This is a genomic window from Bifidobacterium felsineum (genome assembly GCF_002802915.1).
Taxonomy (GTDB): domain Bacteria; phylum Actinomycetota; class Actinomycetes; order Actinomycetales; family Bifidobacteriaceae; genus Bifidobacterium; species Bifidobacterium felsineum.
In genome coordinates, this window is sequence record NZ_PEBJ01000001.1 from 52,008 (window position 1) to 74,408 (window position 22,401).

Consider the following 22,401-nt stretch of genomic DNA (forward strand, 5'->3'; position numbering starts at 1 on the left):
GAAGTGGCAGACGAAACGAATAACAACGAAGCGAACGAAAACGACGAGCAGTTCACGCCGGACGGTTCGATGGAGCCGTTGAGCCCGCAGGAAGCGGACACCACCGATTACGGTCTGATGACCGGTGAGCGCATCCAGCGCAAGGATCTGCAGCAGGAGATGCGCGAATCCTATCTGGCCTACGCGCTTTCGGTGATCGTGGAGCGTGCACTGCCGGATGTGCGCGACGGCATGAAGCCGGTGCATCGCCGTGTGGTGTATGCGATGTACGACGGCGGCTACCGCCCCGATCGCGGCTACAGCAAGTGCGCCCGTGTGGTCGGCGAGGTCATGGGTAAGTATCACCCGCACGGCGACTACGCCATCTACGACACCCTCGTGCGTATGGCCCAGCCTTGGTCGATGCGTTACCTGCTGGTCGATGGCCAGGGTAACTTCGGCTCCCCCGGCGACGATCCGGCTGCAGCCATGCGTTACACCGAATGCCGTATGGCGCCGCTCGCCATGGAAATGGTGCGCGACATCGACAAGGACACCGTCGATTTCGTGCCGAACTACGATGGCAAGACCCAGGAGCCGACCGTACTGCCGGCCCGCTTCCCGAACCTCTTGGTCAACGGTTCCGCTGGCATCGCCGTCGGTATGGCCACCAACATCCCGCCGCACAACATGCGCGAGGTGGCCGAAGGCGTGCACTGGGCTCTGGAGCACCCGGATGCTAGCCGCGAGGAACTGCTGGACAACCTGATTCGCATCATCAAGGGACCGGACTTCCCCACCGGAGCCACGATCCTGGGCCATAAGGGCATCGAGCAGGCCTACCGTACCGGTCGCGGCCTGATCACAATGCGCGCTGTGGTCAACACCGAGGAAATCAACGGCCGCATGTGCCTGGTGGTCACCGAGCTGCCATATCAGGTCAATCCGGACCGTCTCGTGGCATCCATCCGTGAAGCCGTGCGCGACGGCAAGATTCAGGGCATCGCCGACATGCGCGATGAGACCTCCGGCCGCACCGGCCAGCGCCTCGTGCTCGTGCTGAAGCGCGACGCCGTGCCGAAGGTGGTGCTGAACAACCTGTACAAGCACTCCCAGCTGCAGCAGACCTTCGGCGCCAACATGCTGGCACTGGTCGATGGCGTGCCGCGCACGCTGTCTTTGGACGCATTCATCCGCCACTGGGTGGATCACCAGCTCGATGTGATCGCACGCCGTACCGCCTACCTGAAGCGCGAGGCCGAGGAACGCGACCATATCCTGCAGGGCTATCTCAAGGCCCTCGACATGCTCGACGAAGTCATCGCCCTGATTCGAGCTTCCGAGGACACCGATGCCGCACGCACCGGCTTGATGCAGCTGCTTGACATCGATCAGGTGCAGGCCGACGCCATTCTGGCCATGCAGCTGCGCACGCTGACCCGCATGAACCGCGACAAGATCGTGGCCGAGCACGAGGAGCTGCTGCGTAAGATCGCCGACTACATCGACATCCTGGCCCGTCCGGAACGCCAGCGTAAGATCATCGGCGACGAGCTCGACGAAATCGTCGCCAAGTACGGCGACGAACGTCGTACCAAGATCCTGCCGTTCTCCGGCGAGATGAACGTCGAAGACCTGATCGCCGAGGAGAACGTGGTGGTCACTGTGACCCACTCCGGTTTCATCAAGCGTACCAAGGCCGACGAATACCGTGCCCAGCACCGCGGCGGCAAGGGTATCAAGGGCACCAAGCTGCGCGAGGACGACGTGGTCGATCACTTCTTCCTGACCTCCACGCACAACTGGCTGCTGTTCTTCACCAACAAGGGCCGCGTGTACCGCATCAAGGCCTACGAGCTGCCGGAAGGCTCCCGCGACTCCAAGGGCCAGCATGTGGCCAACCTGCTGCAGTTCGCGCCGGACGAGCAGATTCAGGCCGTACTGTCCATCCCGAACTACGACGTGGCCAAGTACCTAGTGCTCGCCACCCGCTCCGGCAAGGTCAAGAAGACCCCGCTGGCGGAATACGACTCCCCGCGTCAGGGTGGTTTGATCGCCGTGCGCCTGATGGCCGATGAGAATGGCGAGAACGCCGACGAACTAATCGGTGCCGCACTATGCAACGCCGAAGACGACATCATCCTGGTTTCCAAGCTCGGCATGAGCCTGAAGTTCCAGGCCGATGACGATCAGCTGCGTCCGATGGGCCGCCAGACCGCCGGTGTGCAGGGCATGAAGTTCCGCGACGGCGACGAGCTTCTGGCCATGGACGTGGTGCCCGCAGACTCCGACAAGGACCTGTTCGTGGTCACCAACGAGGGCTTCGCCAAGCGCACCGCTATTTCGGAATACCGACTGCAGGGCCGCAACGGCCTCGGCGTCAAGGCCGTGCAGCTGGTGGAAGGCCGTGGCTCCCTGGTGGGTGCTCTGGTGGTCTCCGAAGACGACCAGGTGATGGCCATCATGAAGTCCGGCAAGGTGATCCGCTCCAACGTGAACGAAGTCAACCGCACCGGACGCACCACGCAGGGCGTGACCTTCGCCAAGCCGGATAGGGGCGACGAGATCCTTTCCATCGCACGCAACGAGGAGAAGGACGAACCCGAGGAAGAGTCCGGCGACGCCGCACAGTCCGATAGCGCTGTACAGGCCGGTGAAGCCACGGAAACTTCGCAATCCGGTGAGAATGTGAACAACACGGACGAGGCCTGAGCAGAGTCCGGAAAAGCTGGTAGCCTCAACTAACAGCAGAGGCTACCAATAGCCTGTTTAAGGAGAAACGATGAGCGAGAATCTCGAAGGCAACGAGCCGGTTATGCAGCCCGTAGCCGTAACCCCAGCGAACGAACCCTCCGAGCCGCTGATTGGCTCCCACCAGCCGGGTGCTCCCCGTGTGGCCCGTTCCGTGTCCAGCGATCCGGAGGAATCCGCTTTGCCGAACGGCAGCACTCCGACTACCACGCGCCCGAACGTGCGCCGCACCCCGCGTGCCCGCCGCATGAGCCTGTCCCTGACCCGTGTTGACGCTTGGTCTGTGGCCAAGGTGACGTTCATGCTCTCCATCGCCGGTGCCATCATCCAGATTGTGGCCGCCGCCATCGTGTGGCTGCTGCTGGATGCCGTTGGCGTGTTCAACCAGCTTACTCAGATCGTGTCCGCCACTGGTCTGAACGCCGACTTCGATTTGAAGAACGTGCTGTCCCTGACCACCGTGGTCTCCGGCATGACCATCTTCTCCATTGTGGAAGTGGTGCTCTTCACCCTGCTGGCCACCATCATCGCGCTGATTTACAACGTGGTCAGCTCCCTGGTCGGCGGCGTGCACCTGACCCTAGGCGACGACTGATCGCTGATACAAGCTACAGAAAAAGCGGCCTACCAAGGCCGCTTTTTCTGTTATCGGAATCGGCCTGCAGCCGATGCTGTATTTTCCGCAGGCTAAAGCTTGCTTGTCTTCTCTCCCTCAGTCAGCTTCGCTGACAGCTCCCTCATCAGAGGGAGCCGAGGCTATTGCCTCCCTCTGATGAGGGAGGTGGCACCGCGTAGCGATGACGGAGGGAGAGACATTGAGCAGGCTTATAGCCTGCGGAAGGATCTATCGGCCAAAGGCCGATTCCTAGGCGGATTCGCGTTGGGCGATGTGGAAGTCGGCGATGATGCGCTGGCGTTCGCGATCGGATTCGTCATCAATGCGCTCGATGAGCATGTCCACGGCCTTCTGCGCCACCATCGGGATATCCACGGCCACCGTAGTCAGTGATGGCGTCATAATGGCTCCCATTTCGATGCCATCGAAGCCCATCACCGCAATATCGTCGGGCACATTGAGGCCAATGTCCCTTAGTCCTCGAATCACGCCGAACGCAGTGGTATCGGTCATGCAGAACAGGGCATCGCAGGAGCGCACCACGTCTACGTTTGCAGCAATGGCTTTGCGCGCATCCGTATCATTCCACGGTGCGTCAACCATTGGCACATCCGCCCAGTCCACGCCAAGCTGCTCAAAAGCGTTACGGCAACCCCTTAAACGACGGTGACGGGTGTCATTGGAATCGGACATCTCATGATTGTCAGCGCTTTCGTTCACGCCGCCAACGATGCCGATGTGACGTTTTCCGGTACTCCATAAGTATTCAATGGCGGCCTGTGCTCCAGCTTCGCTCGGTGTCAAAATCGTATCGATATCCTGCTGTGGTCGGTCATCATCCAGCAGCACGGTCGGTCGGTGATTCGACAGTTGCTCGATTTCCGATGCGGAAAGTCGGCTGGAGCTGAAGATCAGACCGTCACAGAATTGATTGGATACGCGCTCGATGATGGAGCGTTCGTTCTCGGCGTTGATGCGAGTCTCCTGCACCACCGTTTGATAACCGCGCTTTTCCGCCGCTTGGGAAATCAGCGAGGCGAGCTGGGATGGATAGGGGCGGTCGAGCTCAAAGATGGCGAGGCCAATGGTGCTGAAATTGCGCCCGTGGCGGCTTGTGGAGACGCGTAGGCTGCGGGCGGACAGGCTGGTGGTATTGAGCCGGTAATGCAACTTATCGGCCGCCTCGCGGACGCGTTGTGCCGTTTCCGGGGCAACATTGGTGTTGCCGCGCAGCACGTTGGAAACCGTCATTGCGGAGACGCCAGCTTCGCGCCCAACATCTTTCATGGTGACCATAGCAAACCCCTTTACTGTTCACCAATATACAAAACAGGGTGGTTTATCGTTAATTCACGCCGGCAGTTGGAAGACGGTGAAGGAGTACGGTTCGGCCTGCCAGTCCCCCAAGTCCGCGGCCGTAACCTCTACCGTTCGCGGCTGCATGGGAGCCGGTTCGAATGGCTGGCCCGCATCCCATGCTCCCGCCAGTACCGTGGCAGCACCGCGGCTCTCGCCAGTTAGCACTGGCTCTTCGAAATCCAAGGCGATCCGCTGTGGCTGATCGGTGGCATTCACCACGCGAACCACCAGCTCGCCAGTCTCCTTATTGCGTCCGGAGGTAGCCACGAATCGAGTCTGCTGGCTGCTGTCCTGATAGTCATGAATCAGCTGATCATTGAGCTTAACCCGCACATGGCTGCCTTGGTCGGACACATCAAAGGTCACATGGTAATCGAGATTCGATTCCACACCGCCTTCATAGGCTGGTACAGCTTCGTCCTGAAGGCCATCGCCCACGCGCTTCAGGATGTAGTACTTATTGCCCCAGTCGCCGAATGCCCAGCGGAAGTAATCGGAGCCGGTTATCGCGCCGAAATCAATGGTCAGACCATCTTCACCATCGGTGCGGCGAACGGTGAAATCAATGCGATAGTCATCAGCCGGCACATGCAAACCGGTATCCAGCGCAGTGCCTGCTCCGGTGAGCGTCAATGCAGGCGATGTGGTGACTTGTTCGGTGCCATCATCGCTGTGCGTAGTGATTTGGATGTCGCTGAACACAAAAGTGCCTTGATCCACACTGGAGAAGCGCAGTCCGGTCCAATCGCGGGGTTCGGGCGTGAACTGCGGCGCATTGGCTACCGTGGTGCCTAATACATGAGTCATTGCGGTGTTCGCATACATCTGCTGCACCCAATAGTTCAGCGTGGGCATGACTTGCTCGTTATCGAAATAGATCAGGTCAGGAGTCCACTGCGTATGCGCAAGACGTCCGAACAGTGGGGCATAGGAGGCCATACAGACAGTATCGCCGTTGCGTTCGATGGCACTCATGATCGCAGCCTCGGCAAGCGCGCTGATATGCATATTCGACCAGGAGCCGTATTCGCCGATATAGGTGGCGGGGCCTTGCGGGTCGCGGCCGTCGTAATGGTCGAGATGCGAGAACCACCATTGCGGGGACTTATAGGCGTGCTCGTCAATCATGTCAAGATGCTTTTCGCGGGCGAATGCCCAGCCGGCGTCATAGTTCTCGCCATTGGGCACCGGACCAACCGTACCGATGACGGCGATGTTCGGATACTTGCGCTTAACGGCATCGTGAATCATCGTGAACCGTTCGCGGAATGCTTCATTGATTACGTCCTCATTGCCAAGACCCAGATATTCAAGTCCAAATGGTTCGGGATGACCAGCGGCGGCTCGTTTCGCGCCCCAGACGGAGGTCACTGGTCCGTTGGCGTATTCGATGAGATCCAATGTTTCCTGCACCAGCTCATCCATATCCTCCATCGGTACGGTGGTCACTCCCCCGGCGGTGTTCTGGCAGGAGACGCCCACTGGCAGCACCGGCAAGGGCTTGGCGCCAATGGCTTCGCACAACAGGAAATACTCGTGGAAACCAATGTTGAAGGACTGATGGTAGCCCCAGTAGCCGTATTGATGCTGGCGGTGCTCCACGGGCCCGATAGTGCGCTTCCAGCGGTACATATTGTCCACTTCCACGCCATGGGTGATGCAGCCGCCGGGGAAGCGCATGAAGCGCGGATGAAGATCGCGCAATGATTGTACGAGGTCCTCGCGGAATATGTGAGGAGTGCCGTCGGCGGCACAGGGCTTCAGCGACACCCAATCGATATGAACGCTGGATTCCTCGTCGGCGTGCTCGGCGTTGCTGGTGCCAAGTGCGGTGATCGAGAGCTTCAATGCCCCCTGAGCGGTAGTCACAGGGCAGTCGAAGATGAACTGGATGCGGGGCCAGCCGTCGTGTGCGGGCACGGCGACCGCGGCATGGCAGACAACGGCAGCGTTCGATTCGTCGATCAGCTCGGCCGCAACTTGCACATCGGTACCGTTCGCGCGGACCCAAGCCGAGCATTGGTATCGTTCGCCGGCGTGCAACGGTATGCCATCGAATCCGCGATTGGTGAGCGTCGTGATGCCGCCGGTCAGGCGAATGGCTAGATAGTGCGGGTTTTCCGTGGCCGCCGGCTCGTCAGTGCGTATGGATACGTCGCGGTAGCCATTGCCGATGTGGCCGAGCGTCCAGCCGAACAGGTGACTCCAGCGGGGGTTATCGGTGCGGTTGTATTCAAACGCGCCGTTCTGCACGAGCTCGGCATTGAGACCACCATCCACCGCATAGTTGATGTCTTCGAGGAAGATGCCCCACAGGTCGCGGCTGATGGGTTTGCCGTGCTGCTTGTTGTGCACTGATATGGTGACAGGCTGCTGTGCCGTGATATCCGCCATGGATACTCCTTCATAACAATTCGATAACGCTGACGTCGCCGATTTTGACAATCAATATTATCGATAATACCATGACGTGTATCGATAAAGTTATCGATAAATTAAAAACATCGATACATACTGTGGTGGGTACAGAAGCCTACTGTGGCACCCGTCGAAGGAGACATTATGAGGAAGATCATAAAGGCCGTGGGCAGCTACATCACCTCCGATGGTGGCGACGGCTCCATCGCCTCCCTGCTGACCGGCGCTTGGATGCCGGTCAACCTCGAGAACGGTGCCGCCGCAGGCGCCGTCAAGGAGTAATCGCTCCTGTCTCTACTTTCCTTCCTTGAGGGTGCTGCGATTACCTCGATCGCAGCACCTTTTTGCTGTATGTGATGGCGATGAATTACCTATGCCGACTGCCGAATCACAATCTCGGTGGGTAGCAACTTGACGGTATGAGGATCCACCGTCTCCCCATGCAGCATATGAAGCAAGAGTTGTGACATCACGCGACCGTGCAGCCACGAATCTTGCCGCACTGTGGTGAGCTTCGGGTCCATCATCGTGGCGATGGGCGAATCATCGAAACCGGTGACCGCGATATCCTCAGGGACCCGGTAGCCGAATCGATGGAGCTGATTGATCACACCAAGGGCGATATTATCGTTGGCGCATACGATGCCATCGAGATCATGCAGTATCGGCTGGAATTCCGCGGCTGCCATCTCGCCACTGCCGATTTCCCAGTCGTCGGCGTAATACACGCGTCTGTCATCGAAATGCTCGCCCAAAGCCTGTTTGAAACCATGCAGTCGCTTGCTGGACGAGGGGGAATAGCCGGGCCCACACACATAGGCCAGCTTGGTTTTACCTTGGTCGAGCAGATAGCGAGTGATATCGCGCTGGCCATCGATATTGGCGAAATCCACTGTTGGGTAGGAAACCGCGGTACTGCGATCATTGGCTTCGGACAATACCACCGGGCGATGCGCGGTGCGGAAAATATTAATCAGCGAATCGTCCTCGCTCAAGGAGAACAGCAGGTAGCCATCGGCGAAGTCACTTTGCACCAGCTGTGCGATGCGCTGCGTGGAATCCTCGGAATTGGCAATCAGCGTGACCATCTGATAGCCAGCTTCGCCCAGAATCTGATTGGCTTCCGCCATGGCGGCTGCACTACTTGCCTGCAGGAGGGTGTCGATGGATTCAACCTGCACGATGAACGCGACGGTTAAAGTGCGTTGCTGGGCGAGCGAGCGGGCCGCCTTGTTCGGTGTGTAGTGCGACGCTTCTATGGCCTTGGCGATGCGGTGTGCGGCATCTGCGGAAACATGCTCGTTGCCGTTGAGGTATCTGGATACGGTGCCGTACGATACGCCGGCCAGACGGGCCACGTCTCGGATGGTCACCTTGCTGTTCGCCGCCGTCATATCAACCTCCAATACTGTGCGCTGCGTGGCAGCAAATGACTACGTCATGACTGTACGTAATCGGTTGCTGAGCGGCGCGCGTCACCTCTATGTGACGGTTACAAATAGTCTATAGTAGTTTCCTGAAACAGCTTGCGTAGTGTGTTGGTGCATGTTCCTTGCAGGCTTGCACTGCGTAGTGCATACGAAAGAAAGAAGAATTCATGACCAGTTCAATGACGACGGCCCACCAGTTCGATCCGGCATGGCTCGACGATCCACTGGTATTCGAAGTGAATCGAATTGATGCTCATTCCAGCCACCGTTTCTACGATCACACTCCAGCTGCCGGCGAATCGATGGATCTGCGCCAAAGCTTGGATGGCGAATGGGTGGTGGCTCTCGCCGACTTGGCTGATTACGGTACCGAGGCATTGGCTGCCGCCGAATTTGCGGCCCCCGGTTTCGATGATTCCGCGTATGAAACCATCGAAGTGCCGTCCTGCTTGGAAGTCAAGGGATTCCTGCCGCACAAGTATGTGAATCAGCAGTACCCATGGTCCGGTCATGAGGCTCCCGAGGCGCCGGGCATCCCCGAGCATAATCATGTGGCGTTCTACCGTCGTACGTTCATGCCGGAATACAAAGTGGCGGCTGCGGCAGCTGTGAACGCGAAGGCGATTGCGGCCGGAGAGGATCCTGTGCGTCCTATTACCGTGACTTTTGAAGGCGCCTCTACCGCTATCGCCGTGTGGCTCAACGGTACTTTTATTGGCTATTCCGAGGATTCCTACACGCCGAGCGAATTCGATGTGACTGCCGCATTGCAGCCGGGCGAGAACGTGCTCGCCGTGGCCTGTTTCCAGTACACATCCGCCAGCTGGCTTGAGGATCAGGACTTCTGGCGCATGCACGGCCTGTTCCGCTCAGTTGAGCTCACTGCTCAGCCGGCGGTCCACATTCAGGATCTGCGCGTCATCGCTGATTACGATGTCGCGGCTGGCGAGGGCAATCTGAACGTTGACCTTTTCGTGCGCAATATCGCTGGGGCGAATGGCGTTGAGGCTGTGCTGACGGACGCCTCCGGTACGGAAGTGTGGCGGAAGACCATCGATGACGTGCCCGCTGTCGAGAACTTTGATGGCTCCCCCATTGCTCTGAGCTGGGAAGCGAACGTCGGGTCCGTCAGCCCGTGGAGTGCGGAAGAGCCGACCCTGTACACCCTGACTGTCACTGTGCTGGATGCGGACGGCCGCGTAATTGAGGTTGTACCGCAACGCATTGGTTTCCGTCATTTCGCCATCGAAGACGGACTGATGAAGATCAACGGCAAGCGTGTGGTGTTCAAGGGCGTGAACCGCCACGAATTCGATGCGCGCACCGGCCGCACGGTCTCCGAAGCCGTGATGCTGCAGGATATTCGCGAATTCAAACGCCTGAACATCAACGCCGTGCGCACCTGCCACTACCCGAACCAGACCCGCTGGTACGAGCTGTGCGACGAATACGGCATCTACATGATCGACGAAACGAATCTCGAGACCCACGGCACGTGGACCTATGCGGACGGTACTTTCCATCCGGAGACCGCCGTGCCGGGCAGCCGTGACGAATGGCGTGCGGCTTGCGTGGACCGTCTCAACAGCATGATGCGCCGCGACTGGAACCATCCAAGCGTGGTGATTTGGTCGCTGGGCAACGAGTCGTTCGGCGGCGACGTGTTCCGTACGATGCGCGACTTCGTGCACACCAACGATCCGATGCGTCCGGTGCACTACGAGAGCGTCTACAACGAGCCCGAGTACAGCGATGTGACCGACATCATGAGCCGCATGTACGCCAAGCCTGACGAAATCAAGGACCTGTACCTGTTCGGCGACGATCAGAAGCCTTACATCTCCTGCGAATACTCGCATTCAATGGGCAACTCCACCGGCGGCCTGCACCTGTACACCGCACTCGAGCAGTACCCGAAGTACCAGGGCGGATTCATCTGGGATTACGTGGATCAGGCCCTGTTCCAGACCCTCGGCGACGGTACCGAGCGCCTCGCCTACGGCGGTGATTTCGACGATCGCCCGACCGACTACGAATTCAGCGGCAACGGCATCGTGTTCGCCGACCGTACCCCCACGCCTAAGGCGCAGGAAGTCAAACAGCTGTACGCCAACGTGCGCCTGACTCCGGATGAATCCGGCGTGACCATCGTCAACGACAACCTGTTCATCTCCACCGCCGACTATGTGTTCACCGCGCGCGTGCTGGTGAACGGTGTTGAGCGTTGGCATGCGGATTATCGCTTCGATGTGCCGGCAGGAGACACCCAGCGCCTGCCGATCGCTTTCCCGCGCGTCACCGATCTGGTGCCGCTGAGCGGTCATGCGGAAGTAGTGTACGCAGTCGATCAGCGACTGGCTGCGGCCACTGACTGGGCACCGGCTGGCTATGAGCTGACGTTCGGGCAGTATGTGGCGAGCGTGGACTTTGGCGATAGTGAGGTTGACGTGGCTGAGGCTTCTACTGAGGATGCTGATGCTTCGCTGGCTGTGGTTGCCGAAGATCCGTTCAACGCCGGCATCCACAATGATGCCGCTGAGGCATTGCTTTCCAAGACCGCAGGCGGATTGGTGTCCTTCAAGCGTGATGGTCGCGAGATGGTGATTCGCCGACCTTCGCTGACCACCTTCCGTGCTCTGGTGGATAACGATCGCGGCAACCAGTCCGGTTTCAATCGTGCGCAATGGTTCGCAGCCGGCCGCTATGCGCGCGTGACCGGCACCGTCATCGAGCAGAATGTCGACGGTCTGACCGGCACGTACACCTATGAGCTGGCCGATGAGGCACATACGCCGGTTACTGTGCGTTATGAGATTGATGCTGCTTTGCGCATCCATTTGACCGCCGAATTCCCTGGCGAAGCGGATGCTGCCACCTTGCCGGCGTTCGGTCTCGAATGGACACTGCCGGCCGAATATGATCACCTGCGCTTCTACGGTCTGGGACCTGAAGAGACGTATCGCGATCGTCTGCATGGCGGCAAGCTGGGCATCTTCTCTCGTACGGCCTCTGAAGACTTCGCGCCGTATCTGGTACCGCAGGAAACCGGCAACCATGAGGGTGTGCGCTGGGCTGAAATCACCGATGCCGAGGGACATGGCATGCGCGTTTCGGCGGCTGGTGCCGATGCTCAACCGTTCGCGGTGAGCCTCTTGCCGTACAGCTCGCTGATGCTGGAGGATGCGTTGCATCCGGACGAATTGCCGCCCGTGCGCCACACGTTCCTGCGCCTGTTGGCGGCCCAGATGGGTGTCGGCGGCGACGATACCTGGGGCGCTCCGGTGCACCCGGAATTCCAGCTGCCCGCCGATAAGCCGCTGAAGCTCGATGTGACGTTGGAACTGATGTGATGTTGTGCTTTCCCCGAATCCTGGGCGTGGCGCTTCAGTAAGCGTCCAGAATTCGGGGAAATGCTCCTATCACTCTGAATTTCGGACGCTCAGCGTCAATCAGTGTCCAATATTCAGGGAGACAGCCTTAATAACCCAAATTCTGGATGCTGACCCATTCTCAGTGTCCAATATTCGGGGAGATTAGGTTGTTCTCCCGAATTTTGGACGCTGAGGGTGGTTTTAGAACCAGGTAATAACAAAGTGGGGTGGCAATCTCCGTAAAGAGATCACCACCCCAATGGGCGGGAGCGTTGCGGTGCCCCACCTCGGTTTTTTAACGGTTACACGTCACAGAATGCCCTGGGCGACCATGGCGTTGGCCACCTTGACGAAGCCTGCGATGTTGGCGCCAACCATCAGGTCGCCTTCCTCGCCGTATTCCTTGGCGGCGGCCAGGGACTCGGCAACGATGGATTCCATGATGGACTTCAGCTTGGCATCGGTCTCCTCGAAGGTCCAAGACAGACGGTAGCTGTTCTGGCTCATCTCCAGGCCGGAGACTGCCACACCACCGGCGTTGGCGGCCTTAGCCGGGCCATAGAGCAGGCCGTTCTTCTGGTAGACGGCGATGGCTTCCGGAGTGGACGGCATGTTCGCGCCCTCACACACCACCTTGCAGCCATTCTTGACCAGAGCTTCGGCGGAAGCCTCGTCGATCTCGTTCTGAGTGGCGCACGGCAGGGCGATATCACACGGCACAGTCCACACGCCAGAGCAACCCTCGTGGTATTCGGCACCCGGCACGCGCTCGGCGTACTCCTTGATGCGGCCGCGGTGACCCAGCTTGATGTCCTTGACGATGTCCAGCTTGATGCCATCCGGATCGTAGACGTAGCCGTTGGAATCGGAAGCGGTCACAACCTTGGCACCCAGTTCCTGGGCCTTCTCGGTGGCGAAGATGGCCACGTTACCGGAGCCGGAGATCACCACGGTCTTGCCTTCGAAGGAATCGTTCTTGAGCACGCGCAGGGCTTCCGCGGTGTAGTAGCACAGGCCGTAACCGGTGGCCTCGGTGCGGGCGAGGGAGCCGCCGAATTCCAAGCCCTTGCCAGTCAGCACGCCGGAATACTCGTCGCGGATGCGCTTGTACTGACCGAACAGGTAGCCGATCTCACGGGCACCAACGTTGATATCACCGGCCGGGACATCGGTGAACTGGCCGATGTGGCGGCTCAGCTCGGTCATGAAGGCCTGGCAGAAGCGCATGACCTCGGCGTCGGACTTGCCTTTCGGATCGAAGTCAGAACCGCCCTTGCCGCCGCCCATCGGCAGCGTGGTCAGGCTGTTCTTCAGAATCTGTTCGAAGCCGAGGAACTTGATGACGCCCTCGTTCACGGTCGGGTGGAAGCGCAGGCCGCCCTTGTACGGGCCGATCGCGGAGTTGAACTGCACGCGGTAGCCGCGGTTGACCTGCACCTTGCCGGCGTCATCAACCCAGGCCACGCGGAACTTCACCACGCGCTCAGGCTCGACGAGGCGCTCCAGCACGCCGTTGGCCTCGTATTCAGGATGCTTGGCGATAACAGGCTGCAGGGTGTCCAGCACCTCGTAGACGGCCTGCAGGAATTCGGGCTGATCGCCATCGCGCTTCTGCACCTGATCGTAGACGCGCTTGACGTACTCGTTAGTGAGCATAGTGAAACTCCCCTTTGGGTTGGACTATCAAATAAGACGCTTCCGATTGTAGGCGTGAACTCTGGAAACACTCAAGAGGTGCCTGCGAGATTCCTCACTAGGTGGACACTGCGATAACAATGCGCTGACACTTCACGGGTGAGACGCCATACCATAGAGTTAGAGCTTCTGCATAGGGTTTGTGGCACGAAGGGGACGCACTATGCCATTGCAATTGGTCCGGCAAGACATCACAAAGATGCAGGTGGATGCCGTCGTGAATGCCGCGAATACCCGACTGCTTATGGGCGGTGGCGTGTGTGGCGCTATTTTCCGTGCCGCTGGTGCGAGCCGACTGCAGGAGGCGTGCGACCGACTCTCGCCCATTCATACTGGAGACGCAGTGGCTACGCCGGGATTCGATTTGCCTGCGCAGTACGTGATTCATACGGCCGGTCCGGTTTGGCAAGGTGGAGATCACGGCGAGGAACGATTGCTGCGTGCTTGCTATAGCAATTCGTTGCAACTGGCATCCGATTTGGGCTGCGCGAGCATTGCATTCCCGCTGATCTCCAGCGGTATCTTTGGTTATCCCAAAGCGGAGGCCTTACATGTGGCCATTGACGAGATCCGTGGTTTTCTGGAACAATCAGCCGATGACTTCGATGTATATCTGTGCGTATTCGACCGCGCTACTTTCGATGCCGTCACGGCACTTGACCGTCAAATCCAGTCATACATCGATGATCACTATGTAGCCAAGCACAAAGGTCAGCCCAGCTCCCGCGCACAGGAAATGCGGGAACTGGGGTACTCCAGTGTATCCGCTGAACAGGAATACTCTGCAGAGGAATGGAGTGCCCAGTCACCGCGTGAGATGTCCGCGTCCGCACCAGTCGCTCACCAAGCCTCTGCCACACCTGCGTCATCAAGGTCAGAATCCTTGAGCTACCTCGATGATGAGATTCTCGCTGATTTGGATGAGCCTTTCGACGTGATTCTGATGCAAATCATCGACGCTAAAGGCTACTCCGATGTGGAGGTATATAAGCGGGCGAATATCAGTCGGAAACTGTTCTCGAAAATCCGCTGCGGCAACGGCTATATGCCGAGCAAGAAAACCGTGCTTGCGCTGGCGATTGCCCTACGACTCAACATTGATGAGACGGAAGACCTACTGGCTTGTGCCGGATATGCGTTCTCGCACAGTATGAAGTTCGACGTCATCGTGGAGTTCTTCATTACTCACGGTATTTTCGACGTGTTTACGATCAATGAATCGCTGTTCCGGTACGATCAACCTCTGCTCGGACAGTAATCGTTCTTCGGTTTGGACTGTAGTGAGCAATGTCGCTTGCGAAGCGACCAATGCGAGTTTCAGTGATGCGATGCTAATCCCATCTTCGGCACAAACAGCGCCGAGATGAAGGAAAGGATGCATCATGACGACGAACAACACCAATGCTGACCGTACGGAACTCGTGTTCATTGTGGACCGCAGTGGGTCGATGTCCGGCCTTGAATCCGATACAATCGGCGGATTCAACAGCATGCTTGCCAAGCAGCGCGTGATTCCTGGCGATTGCTCGGTGACGACTGTGCTCTTTGACCATCACATCGAAACCTTGCATGACCATATCGATTTGCGCGCCGTCAGGGATCTCACACAGGATGACTATTGGGCTCGCGGCAGCACTGCACTGCTTGACGCTATCGGTTCAACCATTGATCGTGTGGTTTCCCGCCAACGTCATACTGCAGCGCCCTATCGCGCAAGTCGTGTGCTGTTCGTGATTATCACCGATGGATATGAGAACGCGAGCCGACGGTATTCATTGAGGAAGGTGCGCAAGATGATTGCTCATGAACGTGAGCAATACCATTGGGAGTTCGTGTTCCTTGGCGCCAATATTGATGCGGTACAGACTGCTGACGATTTTGGCATTGATCCGATGTATGCAGCTAACTTCCATGCGGATGGGCAAGGTGTGGAAGCTTCGTTTGTGGCTGTATCGTGCGCAGCAACTGCCGTGCGTGGTGGGGCTCGTGACTTTGAGCAGGAAGCTGCGACTGCGCTTAGCGAGGTTCGTAAGGATTACAGCTCTCGCAGGCGTTGATAGTGATGCGGTGTGGGATGCAACTGCAAAATGGGCGAAAATGCACGGGTGTCCCACTCGCCGTTATTCGCTCTTTTTTCAAATTGGCGGAATTCTGCCAATTATGGTTATCGCTGTGTGGGACGGTACTGCAAATTGCTTAATTATGCAGTGGTGTCCCGCAACTCAGTGGGACGCAACTGCAAATCAAATGAAAATGCGCCAGCGTCCCACAAACGAGACGTTGGCGCATGTGTTATGTAGCGTTTATGTGATTATGCAGTGGTTGCGCGGCGCGGGCGACGCCGGGCGACGGCAGTCGTGAGGTAATCACGCGGCGCGGGCGATGGCCTGCTCGAAGTCCTTGGTGCCCTTGAAGACTTCCTGCATCCACGGGTTAATGCCCTGCTTCTTGGCACGGATGAGGATGTAGCCCAGTGCCAGCACATTGGCCACCAACGCGATCAGCGAGACCACGAGGTTCACGTTCGGGTTGTTCACGGACTGGGTGGAGAACACGGAGTAATCCTGGAACATCGGGAACACCTGGGCGAACATGCACCAGATGGCCAGCGTGAAGGCGCGGTTCTGAATCCAGCCGCCCTTGTTCCAGAAGAAGTTCGCCACGGTCGGAGCGAGCAGCAGCGCGAGGCCGCAGTACCAGGAGTGGGTGGGCAGGCAGTTGTAGGTGTAGCAGAAGTTCCACAGATCGTAGGCCACGATAAACACCCAGGTCATGTCTGGCCAGAGCATGTCGTCCTTCTTCTTGGAGGCGTAGATGCCGAACCAGCCGGTCATGCAGAAGATGTTGAGAATGCCGGCCAGACCGTTGAACACGTTGTGCCAGCCGCCGTACAAGGTCACGCCTTCGGTGGAGATCCAGGTGCCGCCCCAGCCGCGGATGGCGGATTCAAAGTCGGAGACCACGGCGATCAGGATGTTGATGGCCACGATGACGAACGGGAAGCACTTGAACCAGTGCGACTTGCCGATGGAACCCCACTTGTATTTCAACGCCATGAAGCCGATGCAGCCGATGGTGGCCGCGTACAGCTTGGCGTAATGGAACCACGACGTCATGTGCACGTAGGTGGGGTTGTTGAGGGCCCACTCGGCACCCATGGCGGCGGCCGCGTAGATGGTGATGAAGTAGACGGTCAGGATTGCGGGTATGACCAGGAACGCCACCACACCGCCGGTTTTGGTGCGTCGGGCGAGCTCGTTCGCGCCGATAAGGCAGCAGAATACGAGAATCCATCCGATCCATTGATAGACGGCATTGTCGCCGTAGACCTGAAACAGCATAACGGTCCTTTCCTCATGTGCTGTGTGTTGCGCTCGTCATCCCTCGTTGGATGCCGGGCCGGGCTTATTGGCGCTTGGCTCGAGGTGCTGTGCTCTGCAATCGCTGCGGAACACACATTGTTGACGAAGCGTCAATTTCTCTCGCAGCATATTGTAAACCCTCTTTTGACGCTGTGTCAAAAGAGGGTGTTTGTCGGGAAATCACTGTCCGCACAACGCTTGGATGATCATATGCGAGTAAGCCTCACGTCCCAATCCCTCACCGATGGTCAGATGCACGCCGTCATCATAGAAGTACTCGCTATGCCCTTCGCTCAGCCCATACCAATCCATGATGCCCACATTCTTATGGCGTGCAGCCACAGCGCGCATGGCCGCATTCACACCCTCGGCATCCGTCGTAGGATTGCGAATCGTAATGAAATACAAGGCCTTGCCCTTCACCGCGGTCACCGCATCTTCGAACGACTGCTCGGGATTCGGCCCTGCGTTATTGGTGCCCAATGCCACAATTACCACGCGTTTATCGTCGCCGGCAGCCAGATGCTGCTGGTAGGTAGACGGGAAGGCAGCTAGACGGCGGCCGATTTCATTGTCCTGAATCGCGTTCGGCATGGTGTTCACCAGCACACGCTGTGCGCCCATCTCCACGGAATCACTGATAATCAGTGGGTCAGCGCTGCACACACCCGTGGATGCGTCGTACGTCCAACCGGAAGTATCCAAATTATTCGGCACCTTTTCCGCGACCGGTACCAATTTGTTGGCATTCTGGGTCTGTTGGTCGGCCTGTTGCGCTGACTTATCCGCTGGCTTGGGCGCCGACTGGGTCTGTGCCGGCATTGCTTCGACTTTGGCAGCGGCCGGACGCAGCTGCGCGGAGCGAGCCTGCGCAATCGCACCCCAATCAAGCGGCAGCACGCACAGCAGCACAGTGCCGACCGCGCACAGCACAATAATGATTCGACGGCAGATTTGCAGCGTATGCAGAGCAATAGTGCGTACGACATGCTTCTCTTGAACATCCAAGCGAATTGTGTGCTCAATCAATTGATAGAACACTTCGGTGGTGATCCACAGTGCGATGATTTGCACAATCCATTCCCACCACGCCAGTTTGGTAGTGCGTGTGGCCGGATTCATCATCTCCAGCATCGGATAATGCACTAGGTACAGCGAGAACGAACGTGAGCCGATGTACTTGAGTGGGCGGGCGGAGAGTGCTTGGCCCACCATATTGCCCGGCACGATGGCTGCCGCCAGCAGTAGTGCGGTGAGCAATGCCACAATCAGGTAGCCGCCTCGGTAGAGCACAATCCAGCTTGATTTGACGGCAGCAAAGGCCACGATCAGCAGCACTAAAGGTACCAGTGCCAATGCGTCGCCGAAGTCGAGATGGTAAGGCTGTTTTCTGGAATAGGTTGGATTGCTGCTTTCCGATGATCGCTGCTTGCCTGTGATGAGCATCGCCAGGAGCGCGCCGGCCAGCAGCTCTGCGGCACGCGTATCCAAACCATAGTATGAACGGCTGCCCGTGGCGTTCGGGTCGAAGAGGAGCGCCATAGCGAGTGTGGAGACCAACGTCAGCGCAGCGACGATGCTGAGCCGTGCTTTGCGTTGCAGTTTGGCGCGGCGGAAGGCGGGCAACACCAATGGCCACAATATGTAGAACTGCATCAGGACGCCGAGGAACCACAGGTGCGTCAGCGGTGAGGGCAGGCCGGCGGCGGCAAAGTAAGACACGTGGCGGAAAATGTTCACCCAATTACTGACGAAGAACAATGATGGCAGTGCGTCGGCCTGGGCTTTGGGCAGAAGGCTCGGCGAGGTGAGATATGCGGCTAGGGCGGTGATGGCGATGATGACGACCGTGGGCGGAACGAGGCGCTTCAGTCGCTTGGCGAGGTACGTGCCATAAGAGATGCTGCCGGTGCGGTTGAGCTCGCCGGTGATGCTGCGGGTGATAAGGAACCCGCTGATGACAAAGAAGATGGTGACGCCGAGGAATCCGCCTCGCAGCAGCGAGGGGCGGGTGTGGTAGGCGACCACGCCTAGAATCGCCAGCGCGCGCAGACCGTCGATGGCGGTGAAGTGGGTGCTGACGGAATGATGCTGCGATGATGATGCGATGCGCGTCGGGCGGAAATCCGTCATCGATGAACCACTTTTCTGCAAACTGCCTGCTCTCTTCGGAGGACCATTCTATGCCGCAGCTGGGATAGCGAAGTGTGCCATGTAGGCGAGTAACGTCGTGTAACGCTTGTTGATGGCAGAACGCAAAAACCCTTGGAATCGGCTTGATTCCAAGGGTTTGAATTGTGGAGCTAGCCGGGTTCGAACCGGCGACCCTCTGCTTGCAAAGCAGATGCGCTACCAGCTGCGCTATAGCCCCATGTTGCATTGTTGAAAAAAAGAGCGGCACGCTGGCCGCTTCATTTTTCCGTGGGCCCGGGAGGACTTGAACCTCCGACCTCATCCTTATCAGGGATGCGCTCTAACCAGCTGAGCTACGGGCCCGATCCGCACGCTTCAAAAGCGCACAAGTGATTACAATACCACTGAACGCGTGAGTGTCAACGATGATATGCTCTTCGGCGTGTCGCGGGAATTGGTGTTTGTAAAAGAGGGCTGTGCGCTTTGGCTACAAGCGCGATAGTGACATCTGCAAAATAGGTATTAATTCGCCGCGAATTACAATGTCGCCGCCGATTTGGCATCTTCGGATGATGGTGCGTGGATGCAGAACCGAAGTGGTGTCTCGGGTAAGTTGCTGCTGGGCGGCGCTGATAAACGTGTCATTGACTATGTCGGATGGGCCGTACACGCAAATGTCGTCAATATCGAGCATGGCAACCGGCATTGATAATGCCGCAGCTAGATCTCGTCCGGCTTGGGCGATGATGCGTTCACAGTCGGACGGATGCCCTTGCATGCGTGCTCGCAATACAGGCGTGCCGATAATTGCATCTAAGCAACCGTGCCGGCCGCAGGAGCATTGCGGCCCGTCCTGTCTGGCCGGGATGTGGCCTATTTCGCCCACTGCATAGTTGCTGCCGGCCACGCGCATATCATTGATCAGCAATGCTGATCCAACTCCTCGCGCGAGTTGTATGAACAGCAGATTAGGGCCGCCTTGCCCGAAGCATCGCTCGGCCATCAGCGCGCTTGCGGCATCGTTGTTGACGGTCGTGGGGATTCCGAATTTCTGTTCGATGGGTTCGCGCAAGTCGGTATTGTGCCATTGCGAATAGGTGTATGACAGCACATTGCTCTCGTTTTTCACCACGCCAGGGGCGGCGATGCCGATGCCGACGGGATGCTGGCCTGAACGTAGAAGTTGTGCGATGAGGTCGTCTACATCGCTTACCGTGAATTGATCGGATGCGCCGAGTGTGATTTCGGCTCGTGTAATGGTTTGTCCGAAGAGATTCAGTATCGCGCCCTGGATGAGATGCGGCTGAGACAGGTCGATGCTCAGGAGCCGAAGTCGCTCCGGGTTGGTCCCGAGCAATGTACCGCGTTTTCCTGGCCCCTTACCGCTGCTCGGTTGAGGGCCGACTTCACGGATGAATCCTTTGGATATCAGTGTTGCGGCCGCTTCTGAGACCACCACGCGAGATAGTCCGGTGGCTCTTGCGATGTCCGCTCTGGAGAGCTGGCGGTCGGGGAACAGCGTGCTGAATACCAATGATGCGTTGTTGCGGCGCATGTCGATGGGCCGAATGGTGCTATTGATGCCGTTTGTTGCGGTATGTGGCGTGATGATGGGGAAGAACGGTGCGGCCGAAGGCGATTCGGTGTTTGTAACCGCATTTCGGTCCGACATGATATCTCCTCTGATTCCAACTGTTGTATTCGACTATATCCGGTTCGCCGCGCATCGAATGGATGGTGTTGTGATTGCGGGGGCAATCGTTGTTGATGCCGGCTGCTGCGGCATGTACCTATAGTTCTATTTGTTAGCTCAACTGCTTTATTACAAATGTATGAAGCATATGCGCAATCGATAATGTATTTGTAATCTTGAAATAACAAAGCAAACTTACTCTCCGTTTCAATGTCAAAACTTGTTAGCTTGGCTAACAATTATGGCGAACTGGTGCAAGCCGGTGAAAGGGAGGAACAATGAAAACAACACGACGCACTGCCTTTGTGGCGGCAATTACTGCATTGGTTGTCTCGCTCGCGGGGTGCTCTATGGGCAAACCGCAAGCCTCCGCTAGTGCATCCGACAGCAAGACGCTCACCGTCTGGTCCATGAACGGTGATTTGAGCCCTGAAGTGCTCAACGAGATCAATGCACGATTCACCAAAGAAACCGGTGCGAAAGTCAAGCTCGAAATGCATGACTGGGATGGCATCACCACTAAGGTGACCACCGCACTGACCACCAGCACCCCGCCTGACGTGATCGATGTCGGCAATACGCAGGTTTCCGGTTATGCGGCGAACGGAGGTCTTCTGGACCTCACCTCGCATAAAAGCGATCTTGAACAAGGTCAGACCTGGGTGAAGGGTTTGGAAGACAGTGCCACCTACGATGGCAAGCTGTATGGTGTCCCTGGCCTGCTGGCGCCTTTTGCTGTGCTGTACAACAAGAAGATCTGGGCGGATGCCGGCATCACCACTGTGCCGACAACATATGACGAGCTTGAGAAGGACCTTGATGCCATTAAGGCCAAGCATGCGGATGATTCCAGCTTCTCCGCGTTCTACCTGTGCGGCCAGGACTGGTATTCCGCGTTGCAGTGGATTTGGAACGATGGCGGCAATATCGCCAAGCAGAGTGGCAGCAAATGGTCCGGTTCATTGGAATCTGAGGATTCGGTAACTGGCGTCTCCGATTGGAAGGCCTTCCAAAACAAGTACTCTGCGCCGGCCTCTCGTACGCTTGCCACCGATTCTCCGGATCAGACGCAGATTTTCGCGGACGGTAAAGCGGCCACCATCATTGCACCAAGCTCTTCCATCGGCACTGCAGTGAATCTGAAATCTCAAGTCACCAAGGATGATATCGGCTCGTTCGCCATCCCCGGCAAGGACGGCAAGCCGCAGCCCACTTTCACTAGCGGCTCCGATTGGGTGATTCCTGCTAAGTCCGCCAAGAGCGATCTGGCCATCAAGTGGGTGAAGATTGCCGCAAGCCCTGATATTCAGGAAAACTATGTGTTCCCGAAGCAATTCCTTAACCCGAACACCGTTGAGGGCAATGAGCATATCATGAAGAGCTCTGCGATGACGGATTCGCTTAAGGGATATGTTGATTCGGCTAAAGCCGCGGTATCTACGCCGATGGCTGCAGGCTGGCTGAAGGTCGAAGGCAATAAAGTGATGGAAACCTACTTCTCATCTGTGGCTTCCGGCACATCCACTCCGCAACAGGCCGGCGAGAAAACCGATGCTCAGCTCAATGATTTGTTGAATCAATGATTGCAATGCGA

The 22,401-nt window shown here is 57.7% G+C and carries 15 protein-coding genes and 2 tRNA genes; 8 read left to right on the plus strand and 9 right to left on the minus strand.

The features are described 5' to 3' along the window. Positions 1 to 3 precede the first annotated feature (3 nt). The gene (gene gyrA / locus CSQ86_RS00200; RefSeq protein ID WP_165773677.1) at positions 4 to 2,691 is read left to right on the plus strand and encodes a DNA gyrase subunit A; all 2,688 of its coding nucleotides are present in this window, start codon (positions 4 to 6) and stop codon (positions 2,689 to 2,691) included. Between the two features lie 70 nt (positions 2,692 to 2,761). Next, entirely contained in the window at positions 2,762 to 3,325 is a 564-nt protein-coding gene (locus CSQ86_RS00205) for a DUF3566 domain-containing protein (RefSeq protein ID WP_100493174.1), read from the plus strand. A 270-nt stretch (positions 3,326 to 3,595) separates the two neighbouring features. Here CSQ86_RS00205 and CSQ86_RS00210 read toward each other — a convergent pair whose 3' ends face one another. Together CSQ86_RS00210 and CSQ86_RS00215 are read right to left on the minus strand one after the other, a co-directional pair. After that, positions 3,596 to 4,642 (minus strand): LacI family DNA-binding transcriptional regulator, encoded by a 1,047-nt coding sequence (locus CSQ86_RS00210; protein WP_100493175.1) that lies wholly within the window; start codon positions 4,640 to 4,642, stop codon positions 3,596 to 3,598. Between the two features lie 54 nt (positions 4,643 to 4,696). After that, positions 4,697 to 7,099, minus strand: a complete 2,403-nt coding sequence (locus CSQ86_RS00215) for an alpha-L-arabinofuranosidase C-terminal domain-containing protein (protein WP_100493176.1) — start codon at positions 7,097 to 7,099, stop codon at positions 4,697 to 4,699. 168 nt (positions 7,100 to 7,267) lie between these two features. On the opposite strand from CSQ86_RS00215, the gene CSQ86_RS09755 reads away from it, so the two are divergent. Beyond that, complete coding sequence (locus CSQ86_RS09755) at positions 7,268 to 7,405, plus strand: hypothetical protein (protein ID WP_165773670.1); 138 nt, start codon at positions 7,268 to 7,270, stop codon at positions 7,403 to 7,405. A gap of 89 nt (positions 7,406 to 7,494) precedes the next feature. Here the strand turns inward: CSQ86_RS09755 and CSQ86_RS00220 are convergent, their stop codons facing one another. Continuing rightward, the gene (locus tag CSQ86_RS00220; RefSeq protein ID WP_100493177.1) at positions 7,495 to 8,517 is read right to left on the minus strand and encodes a LacI family DNA-binding transcriptional regulator; all 1,023 of its coding nucleotides are present in this window, start codon (positions 8,515 to 8,517) and stop codon (positions 7,495 to 7,497) included. A 203-nt stretch (positions 8,518 to 8,720) separates the two neighbouring features. Between CSQ86_RS00220 and lacZ the strand changes: the two genes are divergently transcribed. After that, positions 8,721 to 11,903: a beta-galactosidase, LacZ type gene (gene lacZ, locus CSQ86_RS00225; RefSeq protein ID WP_243387502.1), complete on the plus strand. Its 3,183-nt coding sequence runs from the start codon at positions 8,721 to 8,723 to the stop codon at positions 11,901 to 11,903. 330 nt (positions 11,904 to 12,233) lie between these two features. On the opposite strand, the gene gdhA is transcribed toward lacZ, so the two are convergent. Then, positions 12,234 to 13,580, minus strand: a complete 1,347-nt coding sequence (gdhA, locus tag CSQ86_RS00230; RefSeq protein WP_100493178.1) for an NADP-specific glutamate dehydrogenase — start codon at positions 13,578 to 13,580, stop codon at positions 12,234 to 12,236. 202 nt (positions 13,581 to 13,782) lie between these two features. Between gdhA and CSQ86_RS00235 the strand changes: the two genes are divergently transcribed. Both CSQ86_RS00235 and CSQ86_RS00240 read left to right on the plus strand, forming a co-directional pair. Beyond that, positions 13,783 to 14,877 carry a macro domain-containing protein gene (locus CSQ86_RS00235; protein WP_100493179.1) on the plus strand — a complete coding sequence of 365 codons (1,095 nt, stop codon included), beginning with the start codon at positions 13,783 to 13,785 and terminating at the stop codon, positions 14,875 to 14,877. Positions 14,878 to 15,001: 124 nt separating this feature from the next. Further along, positions 15,002 to 15,676, plus strand: a complete 675-nt coding sequence (locus CSQ86_RS00240; RefSeq protein WP_100493180.1) for a vWA domain-containing protein — start codon at positions 15,002 to 15,004, stop codon at positions 15,674 to 15,676. Between the two features lie 309 nt (positions 15,677 to 15,985). Here CSQ86_RS00240 and CSQ86_RS00245 read toward each other — a convergent pair whose 3' ends face one another. From CSQ86_RS00245 to CSQ86_RS00265, 5 genes are all read right to left on the minus strand, one after another. Next, on the minus strand, positions 15,986 to 16,960 hold the full coding sequence (locus tag CSQ86_RS00245) for a DUF5692 family protein (RefSeq protein ID WP_100493181.1): 975 nt from the start codon (positions 16,958 to 16,960) through the stop codon (positions 15,986 to 15,988). A gap of 201 nt (positions 16,961 to 17,161) precedes the next feature. After that, positions 17,162 to 19,114 carry an acyltransferase family protein gene (locus CSQ86_RS00250; protein WP_100493182.1) on the minus strand — a complete coding sequence of 651 codons (1,953 nt, stop codon included), beginning with the start codon at positions 19,112 to 19,114 and terminating at the stop codon, positions 17,162 to 17,164. A 165-nt stretch (positions 19,115 to 19,279) separates the two neighbouring features. Further along, a tRNA-Ala gene (locus CSQ86_RS00255) sits at positions 19,280 to 19,352 on the minus strand. A gap of 51 nt (positions 19,353 to 19,403) precedes the next feature. Then, positions 19,404 to 19,477 (minus strand) — tRNA-Ile (locus tag CSQ86_RS00260). Between the two features lie 124 nt (positions 19,478 to 19,601). Further along, positions 19,602 to 20,669 carry an ROK family protein gene (locus tag CSQ86_RS00265; RefSeq protein ID WP_165773678.1) on the minus strand — a complete coding sequence of 356 codons (1,068 nt, stop codon included), beginning with the start codon at positions 20,667 to 20,669 and terminating at the stop codon, positions 19,602 to 19,604. Between CSQ86_RS00265 and CSQ86_RS09760 the strand changes: the two genes are divergently transcribed. Beyond that, complete coding sequence (locus CSQ86_RS09760) at positions 20,635 to 20,910, plus strand: hypothetical protein (RefSeq protein WP_165773679.1); 276 nt, start codon at positions 20,635 to 20,637, stop codon at positions 20,908 to 20,910. The two genes, CSQ86_RS00265 and CSQ86_RS09760, sit on opposite strands and share 35 nt — an antisense overlap. Before the next feature lie 175 nt (positions 20,911 to 21,085). Next, a complete protein-coding gene (locus CSQ86_RS00270) occupies positions 21,086 to 22,390 on the plus strand; it encodes an extracellular solute-binding protein (protein ID WP_100493184.1) in 1,305 nt (434 codons plus the stop codon). Positions 22,391 to 22,401: the final 11 nt, after the last annotated feature.

Bases quoted from the DNA above. Each gene is read 5' to 3' on its own strand.
- CSQ86_RS00240 (WP_100493180.1), top strand. From the start codon at position 15,002: ATGACGACGAACAACACCAATGCTGACCGTACGGAACTCGTGTTCATT.
- gdhA (WP_100493178.1), bottom strand. From the start codon at position 13,580: ATGCTCACTAACGAGTACGTCAAGCGCGTCTACGATCAGGTGCAGAAG.
- CSQ86_RS00205 (WP_100493174.1), top strand. From the start codon at position 2,762: ATGAGCGAGAATCTCGAAGGCAACGAGCCGGTTATGCAGCCCGTAGCC.
- CSQ86_RS00215 (WP_100493176.1), bottom strand. From the start codon at position 7,099: ATGGCGGATATCACGGCACAGCAGCCTGTCACCATATCAGTGCACAAC.
- lacZ (WP_243387502.1), top strand. From the start codon at position 8,721: ATGACCAGTTCAATGACGACGGCCCACCAGTTCGATCCGGCATGGCTC.
- CSQ86_RS00250 (WP_100493182.1), bottom strand. From the start codon at position 19,114: ATGACGGATTTCCGCCCGACGCGCATCGCATCATCATCGCAGCATCAT.
- CSQ86_RS00210 (WP_100493175.1), bottom strand. From the start codon at position 4,642: ATGGTCACCATGAAAGATGTTGGGCGCGAAGCTGGCGTCTCCGCAATG.
- CSQ86_RS00270 (WP_100493184.1), top strand. From the start codon at position 21,086: ATGAAAACAACACGACGCACTGCCTTTGTGGCGGCAATTACTGCATTG.
- CSQ86_RS00235 (WP_100493179.1), top strand. From the start codon at position 13,783: ATGCCATTGCAATTGGTCCGGCAAGACATCACAAAGATGCAGGTGGAT.
- CSQ86_RS09755 (WP_165773670.1), top strand. From the start codon at position 7,268: ATGAGGAAGATCATAAAGGCCGTGGGCAGCTACATCACCTCCGATGGT.
- CSQ86_RS00245 (WP_100493181.1), bottom strand. From the start codon at position 16,960: ATGCTGTTTCAGGTCTACGGCGACAATGCCGTCTATCAATGGATCGGA.
- CSQ86_RS00265 (WP_165773678.1), bottom strand. From the start codon at position 20,669: ATGCGCCGCAACAACGCATCATTGGTATTCAGCACGCTGTTCCCCGAC.
- CSQ86_RS00220 (WP_100493177.1), bottom strand. From the start codon at position 8,517: ATGACGGCGGCGAACAGCAAGGTGACCATCCGAGACGTGGCCCGTCTG.